The organism is Pseudomonas sp. GW821-FHT07F01 (assembly GCF_059418825.1).
In genome coordinates, this window is sequence record NZ_JBWKQO010000004.1 from 450,897 (window position 1) to 463,247 (window position 12,351).

General features: G+C 60.9%; 14 protein-coding genes. All 14 read left to right on the forward strand.

Annotation, left to right across the window (positions count from 1 at the left end; translation table 11 throughout):
• Positions 1–202 precede the first annotated feature (202 nt).
• The 14 genes from AC07R1_RS16490 (at position 203) to AC07R1_RS16555 (ending at position 12,351) form a co-directional block, all read left to right on the forward strand.
• Positions 203–691, forward strand: a complete 489-nt coding sequence (locus AC07R1_RS16490; protein WP_495110722.1) for a phage regulatory CII family protein — start codon at positions 203–205, stop codon at positions 689–691.
• On the forward strand, positions 684–890 hold the full coding sequence (locus AC07R1_RS16495; RefSeq protein WP_123430139.1) for a TraR/DksA C4-type zinc finger protein: 207 nt from the start codon (positions 684–686) through the stop codon (positions 888–890). The genes AC07R1_RS16490 and AC07R1_RS16495 overlap by 8 nt, the downstream gene beginning before the upstream one ends.
• Complete coding sequence (locus tag AC07R1_RS16500; RefSeq protein ID WP_495110723.1) at positions 887–3,583, forward strand: DUF5906 domain-containing protein; 2,697 nt, start codon at positions 887–889, stop codon at positions 3,581–3,583. Before AC07R1_RS16495 ends, AC07R1_RS16500 begins: the two co-directional genes overlap by 4 nt.
• Positions 3,584–3,911: 328 nt before the next feature.
• Positions 3,912–4,394, forward strand: coding sequence for a hypothetical protein (locus AC07R1_RS16505; protein ID WP_065364521.1), 483 nt, complete (start codon positions 3,912–3,914; stop codon positions 4,392–4,394).
• Positions 4,395–4,652: 258 nt separating this feature from the next.
• Positions 4,653–5,006, forward strand: coding sequence for a putative holin (locus AC07R1_RS16510; RefSeq protein WP_495110724.1), 354 nt, complete (start codon positions 4,653–4,655; stop codon positions 5,004–5,006).
• The gene (locus AC07R1_RS16515) at positions 4,999–5,289 is read left to right on the forward strand and encodes a phage holin family protein (RefSeq protein WP_495110725.1); all 291 of its coding nucleotides are present in this window, start codon (positions 4,999–5,001) and stop codon (positions 5,287–5,289) included. The genes AC07R1_RS16510 and AC07R1_RS16515 overlap by 8 nt, the downstream gene beginning before the upstream one ends.
• Entirely contained in the window at positions 5,274–5,606 is a 333-nt protein-coding gene (locus tag AC07R1_RS16520) for an HNH endonuclease (RefSeq protein WP_495110726.1), read from the forward strand. The genes AC07R1_RS16515 and AC07R1_RS16520 overlap by 16 nt, the downstream gene beginning before the upstream one ends.
• A 174-nt stretch (positions 5,607–5,780) precedes the next feature.
• Positions 5,781–6,311 carry a P27 family phage terminase small subunit gene (locus AC07R1_RS16525; protein WP_495110727.1) on the forward strand — a complete coding sequence of 177 codons (531 nt, stop codon included), beginning with the start codon at positions 5,781–5,783 and terminating at the stop codon, positions 6,309–6,311.
• Positions 6,274–8,109 (forward strand): terminase large subunit, encoded by a 1,836-nt coding sequence (locus AC07R1_RS16530; protein ID WP_495110728.1) that lies wholly within the window; start codon positions 6,274–6,276, stop codon positions 8,107–8,109. Before AC07R1_RS16525 ends, AC07R1_RS16530 begins: the two co-directional genes overlap by 38 nt.
• Positions 8,106–8,294, forward strand: coding sequence for a hypothetical protein (locus AC07R1_RS16535; RefSeq protein WP_495110729.1), 189 nt, complete (start codon positions 8,106–8,108; stop codon positions 8,292–8,294). Before AC07R1_RS16530 ends, AC07R1_RS16535 begins: the two co-directional genes overlap by 4 nt.
• Before the next feature lie 2 nt (positions 8,295–8,296).
• The gene (locus AC07R1_RS16540; RefSeq protein WP_495110730.1) at positions 8,297–9,568 is read left to right on the forward strand and encodes a phage portal protein; all 1,272 of its coding nucleotides are present in this window, start codon (positions 8,297–8,299) and stop codon (positions 9,566–9,568) included.
• Complete coding sequence (locus AC07R1_RS16545; protein ID WP_495110731.1) at positions 9,565–10,548, forward strand: S49 family peptidase; 984 nt, start codon at positions 9,565–9,567, stop codon at positions 10,546–10,548. Before AC07R1_RS16540 ends, AC07R1_RS16545 begins: the two co-directional genes overlap by 4 nt.
• Positions 10,549–10,629: 81 nt before the next feature.
• Positions 10,630–11,949, forward strand: coding sequence for a phage major capsid protein (locus AC07R1_RS16550; RefSeq protein WP_077934312.1), 1,320 nt, complete (start codon positions 10,630–10,632; stop codon positions 11,947–11,949).
• A 54-nt stretch (positions 11,950–12,003) separates the two neighbouring features.
• Entirely contained in the window at positions 12,004–12,351 is a 348-nt protein-coding gene (locus AC07R1_RS16555; RefSeq protein ID WP_174394883.1) for a hypothetical protein, read from the forward strand.

Genomic DNA, 12,351 nt, shown 5'->3' on the forward strand with positions numbered 1-12,351 from the left:
GCCGGCTGCAGCGAGCTACACAGTTACATGCAATTCACTACAAGGCGCGTCGGTCCGGGGCCTCTCACCACAAGAACTCCCCGGATCGACTGGAACGATGAGCCGTGCTGCACAGCACGATTCGCACAGCACACCGGTCGTGGGTTGGATGATAGGGCGTGCCCTAACGTCTGGCTACACCGTAACAGGGGCATTTACGGTTATGAGTCGCACAGATCTGTTGCCGGACGCGGGTCCGGTTCTTTCTCTGCGCGAGGCACTTTATCGTGCCGGGCGCGACTATCACGGTGGAATCACCTCGCTGGCCCATGACATGGTCATGGAGTACGACGAGCTGCAGAAGAAGCTGAAATTCAATGAGGAACGCCGCTGGCTGACCCCTGATGATCTGGAAGAGGTCATTCGGTTAACTCAGTATCCGCCACTGCTCGATGCGCTGATGCGCCCGGCTGGGGTGGTTTGGTACAAGCCGATTCCGGTACCTGCTACAGGTGAAGCGCTTAAGGCCGTCGGAAGGTTGCTCGCGGAAACCGGTGAGTTCGTTTCGAGCATGCACGCCGGAGCAGCTGACAGCATCTGGGAGCAGCACGAAGTGGCGACCCTGGATAAGCATGGCGTCGATGTGATCCGAGCTGTACTCGGGATCATGGCAGGTGCCCGCGCAGCTATGGAAGGACACGACCATGGCTGATGACATCGACCGGGCAAATGATCAGGCACAGTATCTGTTGGACGTTGCCATCCACCGCAATCGAGTGTTTCCGTCGAACCGGGTCAGTGCCCAGTTCTGCGAGGACTGCGGCGAACCGATTCCGCTGCTCCGCCAGCAGGCGATTGAAGGGTGCGAAACCTGCATTCTTTGTCAGGGGTGGCGGGAGCGGAACGGATGATTGATCAGGCCAATGGAGCGCCCACTGCAGAGTGGGCGCGGAGGTACATTGAAGACTTCGGTCTGGCCCTGGTGCCAATCGAACCCGGCGAGAAAGGCCCCAAGGGCCTGGGGTGGAACAAACCCGGCGGCTACTTCGCAGAAGCCGCCAAAGCTGATGCGTTCTGGCAGAAGAGTCCTGCGCACAATCTCGGTGTAGTCCTGGGCCCGAGCCGGGCCTGCTCGCTCGATGTCGATGATGTGCAATGGACTCGCCACGTACTTTACGAGCTCTTGGGCATTGATCTGGATGCAATGGCGCTGGTGTTTCCGACTGTGGTCGGTAACCCGGCGCGCTTCCGGGTGATGTTCCAGGTGCCGGATGGTGTGGAACTGACCCGCCATTCACTGTCCTGGCCGAATGAGAATGACCCGGACGGGTCGATCTACAAGCGGTTGACGGCGCAGGCCAGGGCGGCCAAGTCAGCCGGAGATTTGGCCGGGGAGGCCGCCGCCAAGGCCGAGGCGCAACTGTATCAGCGCTTCACGGTGCTGGAGCTGCGCGCCGGCCTGGTGCAGGACCTGCTGCCGCCATCAATTCACCCGGGCACCGGTAAGCCCTATTTCTGGCGGACAGCGCCCAATGCAGCCGATGGCTTCCCCGTGCTGCCGTCAGAGTTGCTGACGATCTGGAACAACTGGGACATCTTCAAGCGTGACGCCGAGGCGGCTTGCCCCTGGGCGCCGAAGCCCAAGAAGGACCCAGGCAAGGCAATCAAGCGACCGGCCCCCAAGGGTGACCAGCCGTCGGTGATTGATGAGTTCAACCGATGTCACGATGTCGAGGAACTGCTACGCGCCCATGGCTACATCAAGCGGGGCAGTAAGTGGCTGTATGCGCAAAGCAGCACTGGCATGCCCGGTATCACGGTCAAGGAGCGAAAGGTTTACTCGCACCATGGCGCCGATCCGCTAGCTAACGGTCACCAGAATGATGCCTTTGAGGTGTATTGCCTGCTGGAACACAACGGCGATCAATCCCGGGCCGTGAAAGAGGCGGCGCGCATGCTCGGCATGCAGCATTCGTCTCGGCCAGATCATCGGGACCTTCCCCCGCCCCCTTCTGATGACCTGAGCGGGCCGAGCCTGGGCGGCGCCATCCAGGCCAGCGAGGCCGCTCCGGCTCCTATGGGGGGCGCGGGGGAGGCGTTGACGGTTGACCAAGTGCTGCGGCGATTTGCCCTGATCGAGGGCACCACGCATGTGTGGGACTGCGATCAAGCGCGGGCGATGAAGAAGTCGGCATTTGAAGCGCGGGTGAGCAAGCCCATTGCTAAGGAGTGGCTGGACAACACCGCCAAGAGGCTCATCTCCGCCGATCATGTCAGCGACATCGAGCAGGCGCGGCGCATGGCCGGTAAGAAGGGTGATGCCTTCGGCATGTCGCCGACTGACCGCTATGTGTATATCGACGGGACCAAGGACGTCTGGGACCGGGAGAAGAAACGGCGCATTGCCGAGGGCGCGGTAAAGATGGCCCTTGGCGATACCTATCCGCTGTGGCTGAACAGCAGTGAGCGGCGCACGGTGGACGTTGAGCACATCGTGTTCGACCCGACCATGACCAAAGACCCGGCGGTGTACATCAACACCTTCGATGGCTTGCCGCTGGAGCCCGTAAGGGACGATGCCGCCTGTGCCAACCTGCGGTGGCTGATCTCGTTTCTATGCAACCACGACGAAGCGGCGGCCCAATGGCTGACGCGCTGGTTGGCGTACCCGCTGCAGCACCTGGGTGCCAAGATGGACACCGCCGTGTTGATGCACTCGATCATGGAGGGCTCGGGCAAAAGTCTGCTGTTCGCCGATGCCCTGGGCATGCTCTACGGCCAGTACGCCGCGACCGTGGGCCAGACCCAGCTGGAAAGCAACTTCAACGCCTGGCAAAGCCGCAAGCTGTGGTCGGTGTTTGAAGAGGTGGTAAGCCGTGACCAGCGTTACAACCAGGTGGGCAAGATCAAGCACCTGATCACCGGCAAGACCGTACGGATGGAATCCAAGTTCATCAACGGCTGGGAAGAAGCCAACCACATGAACGCGGTGTTCCTGAGCAACGAGATCTTGCCCTGGCCGATCAGCGAGAGCGACCGCCGGATGCTGGTCATGTGGCCCATGGAAACCCTGCCGGTGGAGCGGCAGAAGGCAATCGGGCGCGAGCTTGAGCAGGGCGGCGTTGCCGCGCTGTATGGCTGGCTTCTGTCGATTGACTTGGGCGACTTCAACCAACGCACGCGACCACCGTCCACTGAGGCTCGGGAGCGCCTGGTGGCTTTGAGTCGTGCCGGCTGGCAAACCTTCCTGCACTTGTGGAAGTACAGCGAGCTGGGGCACGGCCTTTGGGGCCCTTGCCTGTCCACAGACCTCTATTCGCTGTTCCTTGAGTGGTGCCAGCGCAACAAGGAACACGTGATGAGCCAGACCAAGTTCTCGCTGTTCATCAGTTCCGAGGTGGACAAGACGCGGGCAATCCCCTGGACCGATGGCAACAACCGGCGGTTTGGTGCGTTCTTCTTTCCCGTCGATCCGGATGCTTCCCCACCCCCATCAATGAAAGCGGCCGAGCTGGGCAAGCAGGTGGAGAACTGGCGGGCCAAGGCGCGGTTGGCGGGCTGGAACGTGGACAACTGGGACCACACCAAGGGGCCTACCGCATGACTACGGCTGAATGTGTGTCGGGTGTGTTGGGTGTGTGTCGGGTCGATATTGCAAACCCAACACAGGTTTTGCCCTTCAATTTCGCGGGTTTGCGGGCTGTGTGTTGGGTGTGTTGGGTTTTGCTTCGCGTGCGCGCATGCGTGACGTTATTTGTTGGTGAAAGCAGCCCCGGAATTTCTTCTCACGCGAGGACCGATATACCCAACACACCCAGCACACCTAACTCAAAGTTGATAAAGGTATTGATTTTAAAGGGATTTATTTGTGTTGGGTTTGTGTTGGGTATGGCGTTTTTTGTGTCGGGTTCGATTTTCAGGGGGATGGCGCGATGATTGAGGAAATCGAAGAGCTGATGAAGCATTGGGGCCATCAGTGCTGCCGGGTTGGTGATGGTGGAGGGCTGGGCAGCCCAATGGCGACGATCATGGAGTGGGGTGGCAGTGCTCCCCGTGGCACGCCGGGGCCTCGCTTGCCTGGTGGCGGTGCTGGTATGGATCACATTGCCTGTGAAGTTGCAGCAGCGCTTGCACAACTTGAGCGCCAATCAGAGAAGGGCGCCCAGTTGGCAAAGCTGGCCTACAACCGGTACTTGCCGGAAAGGCCCCTGACTGTTCGCGCCCAGTTGGCGCTGCTGGGTCTGTCTGAGGATGCTGACCGGACTTACCGAAATTGGGTTCATCGGCTGCATCAGCAGGTGCAGCTCATTCTCACGGTGCGCAGCGCTACGACACGCGGTATCACTCGCCGCAGTGGGCATGCTGAAACGGATCTGACCCGGGTTTCGACGGTGAAACGCCGGCAAGCCTGCTGACCGTTCGTCGGGGTGGTTTACCTCAAAGGTGAGCCAAAGTCGCGTCAAAGTTGCGTGGAGTTGAACAACCGAAAATGACCCCTTTTCGGTTTTTCCGGAGAGGGGTAAAAAGTCCCCACGATATGCAATTTGCGCCTTGGCGCTGACCTCGCACGTGCTGTGCACGCTTCACCCGGGTACCCCAACCCGGTCACCTGACCCCGCTTCGGCGGGGTTTTTATTTTCGGCCCTTTGGGTATCTGCAATGGAGAAGTCAGCATGAGCGAGCCGGCAACTGTTGTCGTGGCCGGTGGCGTCGGATTGGCGGCGACCGGACTGGTAGCGGGTTTCGATGTGCTTGCCGTGATCGGCGCTCTGGCTGGTGCCCTGGTGTTCTTCACCACCACTGAAGAGCTGCCGGTGTGGAAGCGGGTTCTGTTCCTGATCGTGTCCTTTGTCATGGGCTATCTATTCGCACCTGCCATGGCTGATGTCGAGCTGTTCGGTGTGCGTCCGTTCAAGTACGCCGGGCCGGCTGCATTCGGGGCTTCGGTGGTTGTCGTTACCGTCGCGCTCGCCGTGATCAAGCGGCGGGGGGCCATTGCTGAGCCGCAAGGGAGGCAGGATGGATAGCAACCTGGTGCAGGAAGTTCTCACACAGGCCACGTTCTGGCTGTGCGTGACGTTGTTCGTCCGGCTGTTCACCTTTCGGCGCCGCGGTGCGCGGTACCGCCGTGACATGAGCTGCCTTGCCTGGTTGGTGATGGTGGCTGCTGGTGCGGTGATCGCTTACATACTGAAGGGGCAACTGATCATGCCTCGGCATTCTTGGCCGCTGGTGGTTCTACTGGCGGTGTTCGTCGGGGCCGTTTGCCAGAGCGCGGGCAATCTGGCGCGTGTATGGAAGATGGGCTGATGGCTGCGCCTGCGCCGCCACTGAAGGTCATGAGTCCCTACAACTACCGGTGGCAGCAAGCGCGTGAAGGTTTTCTGCGCAAGCACCCGCTGTGTCGCAACTGCGAGCGCCGCGGCATCGTCGAGGCGGCCGGTGTGGTTGACCACATCGTTCCTCACCGCGGTGACATGACCCTGTTCTGGGATCGCAACAACTGGCAGTCGCTCTGCCTCCCTTGCCACAACTCCTACAAGCAGCGGCTGGAGAAATCAGGGCGCGAGGTTGGCTGCGATCAGGGCGGAAAGCCCCTGGATCCGGGCCATCACTGGAATCGGTGAGCGCGCACCAAAACTGTGCAAAAAATGACCATTTTTCGGGGAGGGGGGGCAAAAAATCCTTTCCCGAAAACGTTCTAGACCGTTCGCCCCTCTCTCTGTGCAACGCCGGGAAAAATGGCAAGGGGGGGTATGAAGAGGTCCTGGGGTTAAGGTCCGATTTTCAAGGAGGTTCACATGGCTGGAAACGGCAATTCAGGTCGGACGCCCAAGCCGACAGTGCTGCATGTGTTGGACGGCAACAAGAGTAAGAAGAATTTCAGCGTCTTGATGGATGACCTGACATCCCCGGCGATTCCGGTTCAGGCCCCGCCGATGCCCGACTGCCTTTCCGATGGTGCGGTCGCCGAGTGGGAACGCCTGGTTCCAGACCTGCTGGTCCTGGGGCTGGTGACCAAGCTCGACATGATGGCGCTCGCCAGTTACTGCGAAGCCGTCGCCGATTGGCAGGGCTTCCGTCGCCGGATTGCAGAGGTCAATGCCCAGCACGCAGGCCTGGAACAAGGCGACATCCAAACGTTCGCCACTGGAGCCAAGCAGATATCCATCTGGCGCCAGTTGGCGAACGACGCCGAGAAACGTGCCAACGCCGCCGGGGCGCAATTCGGATTCTCGCCTATGGCGCGTCGCAATCTGAAAGTCACGGCGCCACAAGGTGAGCTGTTCCCTAATGAGCCAAAAGACGCCGCCAGCAAGTACTTCAGATAGTCAGGACCGCGTTTCCGAGTTCGCTCGAGCGGTCATTGCCAAGCAAATCGTTGCTGGCCCCGATGTTCGCAACGCCTGTCGCCGACACATGCGCGACCTACGTAGTGGGCACAAGCGTGGCCTGGTCTTCGACTTGGAGTCAGCCAATCGGGCCATCGGCTTTTTTGAGGATGTCCTCTGTCTCAACGGCGGCGAGTATGAAGGGCTTCCCTTCATCCTGGCCCCGTGGCAAGCCTTCATCGTTGGCAGCCTGTTTGGTTGGAAGACTGAGGACGGCTACCGGCGCTTTCGGATCGCCTACATCGAGACGGCCAAAGGCAGTGGCAAGTCGCCCCTGGCGGCGGGCATCGGCCTGTATGGGTTGGTTGCGGACGGCGAGGCCCGGGCTGAAATCTACGCTGCAGCCACGAAAAAGGATCAGGCCATGGTCCTGTTCCGTGATGCGGTGTCGATGGTCGACATGTCGCCGCACCTCAACGCTCGGCTGCATCGTTCGGGTACCGGGGACAAGGTCTGGAACCTGTACTACCCGAACGCGGGTTCGTTCTTCAAACCGATCAGTGCTGACGATGGCCAGTCCGGCCCGCGTCCGCACATCGGGTTGCTGGATGAGGTGCACGAGCACAAGACCGCGACGGTCATCAACATGCTGCGCGCTGGTACTAAGCACCGGAAGCAGGCGCTGATTGTGATGATCACCAACAGCGGCTCGGATAAGACCAGCGTTTGCTGGGAGCACCACGAACTGGGCTCGCGGATCTGTGCGGGCAAGGAAGACAACGACAGTGTCTTCGCCTTCATCTGCAGCCTGGACAAGGGCGACGATCCGTTCAAGGACGAAAGCTGTTGGCCCAAGGTGAACCCAAGCCTGGAGTTTGCCCTAGACGGTCAGGTCGATGGCATCCCGGGTCGCAAGTACTTGCGTGAACAGGTCGCCGAAGCCCGCGGTATGCCGTCGAAAGAGGCGGTGGTCCGGCGGCTCAATTTCTGCGAGTGGACCCAAGCCTCTGCACCGTGGATTTCATGGGACGTCTGGAGTCAGGCCGCGCAACGGGTGCGGATGTCGGTGTTGCGTAACCGCCCTTGTGTGGGCGGACTTGACCTGTCCAGTACCACGGACCTGACGGCTTTTGTGCTGCTGTTCTTCCCCACATACGAGGATCCGCACTGGCGGTTGCTGCCGTATTTCTGGATCCCGGATTTCAAGCTGGCTGATCGCGAGAAACGCGACAAGGTGCCGTACCTGGCCTGGATCAAGGCCAAGGAGCTGGAAACCACGCCGGGCAAGGCCATCAGCAAGCTGTTTGTGCTGCGGCGGTTGCAGACCATCTGCGGCTACTTCGACGTGCGCAAGATCGCCTATGACCGCTGGCGTATCGAGGATCTCCAGCAACTGATGGATGAACACGACATTTGCTTGCCGGAGATCGCGCCCTTTGGTCAGGGCTACAAGGATATGGGCCCCGCGGTGGACGAGTTCGAGCGGCGTCTGCTGGGCAACATCGAGCGTGCGCCACCTGTGCTTGATCCGGACGCCGAAGACGCCGAGTTGATCAGCGATGCCACGGTGGCCGATCTGGTTGAGCCACTCCGACACGACGACAACCCGGTCATGACCTGGTGCGCGAGCAACGCGGTCATCACCGCCGACCCGGCCAACAACCGCAAGGCGGACAAGTCCAAGGCCATCGGGCGTATTGACGGCATTGTCGCCAGCATCATGGCGACGGGCATCAGTGGGTCGGTCCCAGTGGCTTCCTCGGGTAAATCCATCTACGACGAAGGAGTAAGCATTTGACTCTTATCGCATGGGCCGCTTGGCTCGCTGGCGCGTTGGGCTTCGGCCTGTTCATTGCCGGTATCGCGTTGATCCACATTCCGGCGGCGCTCATCGCGGCCGGGCTCTGCCTGCTGGTCTGGGCCTACATTGCTGATAAGGCCGCTGCGGCCTTGCACAACAAACAATCTCCCGGAGGTGGCTGATCATGTTCTTCAGCAATCTACTGGGCCCCCGTGACGGGCTTACTGTCAATGACGGTGCCGGATTGTGGAGCAGCCTCATTGGTTCTGTCCGGTCTGCGGCGGGGGTGAAGGTCACTGCGGAGAGCGCGCTGGCGATTACCGTCCTGCAGAACTGCGTCACGCTGTTGGCCGAGAGTGTGGCGCAGCTGCCGCTGGAGATGTACCGGCGCATGGGGGAGGGCAAGCGCGAAACGGCCGTGAATCATCCGCTGTATGACGTGCTGCGCTACCAGCCCAACCCCTGGCAAACGCCTTATGAATACCGGGAGTGCAGCCAGCTTGCGGTGGGTTTGCGGGGCAATGCCTATAGCTTCATTGACCGGCACGACGACGGATCGGTGAAGGGGCTCTACCCCCTGCACAACGATAAAGTCAGCGTGCTGAAAGGGGCTGACCTGATGCCGTATTACCGGATCGGAGCGCAAGACCCGTTGCCCATGCGACTGATTCACCATGTTCGCTGGCACACCAAGAATCACTACACGGGCATGTCGCCGATTGAGCTGCATGCCGATGCTGTGGGGCTGGCCCAGGCAGTGCGGCAGTACGCCGGCAAATCCTTCCAGAACGGCACGGCTGTCAGCGGCGTGATCGAGCGGCCAAAGGAGGCCGTAGCGATCAAGAGTCAGGCTGCGATTGATCACATTCTTGACCAATGGGGGAGCAAGTTCTCAGGCATCGACAACGCCAAGAAGGTCGCGATGCTTCAGGAGGGGATGACCTTCAAACCGGTGTCCATGAACAACGTTGATGCCGAGTTGCTGGGCATTCTCAAGGTGACGGGCACCGACTTGGCGCGGATCTACAAGATCCCCCCGCACATGATCAACGACCTGGAGAAGGCCAGCTACAACAGCTTGGAGCAGTTGCTGATCCAGTATGTGATCTTCGCCTTACTGCCCTGGGTCAAGCGGCATGAGGAAGCAATGATGCGCGACTTCCTGCTGCCGGCCGAGCGCCGTGAATACTTCATTGAACACAACCTGTCCGGCCTGCTGCGCGGCGACCAGAAGAGTCGCTACGACTCCTACGCCGTGGGGCGCCAGTGGGGCTGGCTGTCGATCAACGACATCCGCCGCCTGGAAAACATGCCGCCAGTGGCCAACGGTGACTGCTACCTGCAACCGCTCAACATGACCGACGTGGCCCACGGGCTGCCGAATCTGCACAACCCCGACGTCCGTGCCCAGCTTGAACAGCAGCGCGACGACATAGTGAGGATGCTTGCCGCATGAAACAACATCTGCGCGCCGCCAGTCTGCTGTTCAATCAGCCGCTGTTGATTACCCCGGACATGCTCGATCTGGCTGTCCGCTGGGCCAACCAGGCCATGAGCCTGAATATCGTCAACCTCAACCTGTCCGGTGCTGGAGCAGATCCGGGCACGAAGCTGGGTTTCTACGACGATGACGACGGGCCGAGTCCTGCCGAGCGGCTTGAAGAACAGCGGCGTTCAGCCGTTGCTCAGACTGGCGTTGAGGTGATTCCGGTTCACGGCTTTCTGGTCAGTCGCGCCAATCACCTGAACGTGTGCGAAACCATGACCAGCTATGAGGGGCTGCGCGCCTCGCTCAAGCAGGCAGTTGCCGACCCTATGGTCGAGCGCATCGTGCTGGACATCGACAGCCCTGGCGGCAGTGCGGTGGGCTGTTTCGAGTTGGCCGCTGATATCCGCGCCGCCAGTTTGATCAAACCCATCACGGGCCTGGTCAACTTCTCGGCTTACTCCGCTGCCTATTTCATCGCGGCGGCTTGCACCGAGGTGGTGGTGAGCCAGACCTCGGGGGTGGGTTCGATTGGCGTAATCGCCAGCCACATGGACCGCTCGCGAATGCTTGAGGGGGCCGGGGTGAAAGTCACCACGGTGTATGCCGGTGCCCACAAGAACGACCTGAACCCCAACGAGCCGCTGAGCGAGCAGTCGCTGGCGTTTCTCAATGCCGTCGTGCAGGAAAACTATCAATTATTCACGGGTGCGGTTGCCCAGTACCGCAACCTCGACGTGGCCCAAGTCATTGCCACAGAGGCCGCTTGTTACTGGGGGCAGGCTGCTGTCGAGATCGGGCTTGCGGACCGGTTGGAGTCGCCGCAGATGGCGGTGGATGGCATCGCCCGTGCGGTTGCGCTCAGCCGTGCCCAGCGCTCGCCCGTCACCCAGGCGCGGCAACGCATCGCCGTACAGGCCGCGGCCTTTGCAATCCAAGCCCAGGCTTGAGTCTCACTCACTCTGACCGCGTTCGCGGCAGTGATACCCAACCGCCAATCGGCGGTTTTTTATTGCCCAGGAGGCAACAGCATGTCTTTAGTCACACAACTGCGTAGCGAACGCGCCCGGCTCAACGGCGAGATCCAGGCGCTGGCCAAGATCGAAGCCGACGGTGGTTCGCTGTCTGTCGAGCAACTCGCTCAGTTCACTCAGCTCGGGGCCGAGTTCAATGCCCTGGGCGACAAGATCGCTCGCGCCGAGTCGGCCGAACGTGCCGCCGCGGCCAGTGCGACACCGGTCGAGGAGGGCGCTCAAGGCATCAACGGCCCGCCCCGTGTCGCTGGCCCCTATGCAGCCAAGCCTGTCCCTGGGGCCAACATGGCGCAAATGGTGCGGGTACTGGCCGCCACTCGGGGCGATCAGCACGCCGCGGCCAAGATGGCTCACGACTCCGGAATGAACCCCGAAATTGCTATGGCCCTCAGCACTGTGACTCCGGGGGCTGGCGGTGTACTGGTGCCGCAGGGTTTCTCCAGTGAGGTGATCGAACTGCTGCGACCGAAGTCGGTGGTGCGCAGCATGGGTGCGGTTTCGCTACCGCTGCAGAACGGCAGCCTGACTATTCCGCGCATCAAGGGCGGCGCAATCGTCGGTTACATCGGCAGTGAAGAGGACATGCCCGCCACCGGCATGCAGTTCGATGACCTCAAGCTGTCTGCGAAAAAGCTGGCCGCGTTGGTACCCATCAGCAACGACCTGTTGAGCTACTCGGGTGTAAACCCGAATGTGGATCGCCTGGTGGTGAACGACCTGACCAGCGCCGTGGGCCTGGCGGAGGACCTCTCTTTCCTGCGAGGTGCCGGCACCGGCAACCTGCCCAAAGGGCTGCGGTTCTGGGCGCCTGCTTTCAACGTGTTTGATGCACCCACTGATCAGACCCTCGCTGCGGTCGAGCTGGCGCTTTCTGCCCTGATCCTGCGTCTGGAAAACGCCAACTCCAACATGCTGGCGCCGGGGTTTGTGATGGCGCCGCGTACCAAGCGCTGGCTGTCGGCGCTGCGTGTAGGTGACGACGGCAAGGGCGCCAAAGCCTATCCGGAGCTGGAAGAAGGCAAGCTCAAGGGTTTCCCGGTGGCGACTACCACTCAAGTGCCGATCAACCTGGGGGCTGGTGGTGACGAGTCGGAAATCCATTTTGCTGATTTCGCCGACTGCTTCATTGGTGAGGATGACGCGATGGTCATCGACTTCAGCAAGGAGGCTACCTACAAGGATGCCGGCGGCAACTTGGTGAGCGCCTTCCAGCGGGATCAGACCCTGGTGCGTGTGATTGCCAAGCACGACTTCGGGCCGCGCCATGTCGAGTCGGTGGCGGTCATGACCAAGGTCAAATGGGGCAGCACCCTTTAACCCTCTCGGCCCGGTTTGCCGGGCCAACCCTATTCCCGATTCGAGGTTCAGCTCATGTCCGTTGCAGCATTAATCATCGTGTTGTTCATCAAGGCTTGGCGCGGCTACGCCCCAGGCGAAATTGCCGGTTTCAATGAAGAGACTGCCGAGGGGCTGATTCAGGGCGGTTTTGCAGAGGAATATGCCGGCGCGGAGGGTCGGTCGCCCGCCGCCAGTGGCAAGTCTTCTACTCGGGCCAAAGCCCCGGCGAAGTCCAAGCCTCAGACCAAGGACAAGCTTGAAGGCGCTCCCGACTCACCCGCCACCGGTGCAGAGTCTGGTACTGAGGGGGCAGGCGGGGCTGACAACGCTGGCGATGCTGATCCTGAGAAGGATGAGTCTGCCGACGATGAGAAGCCCTAG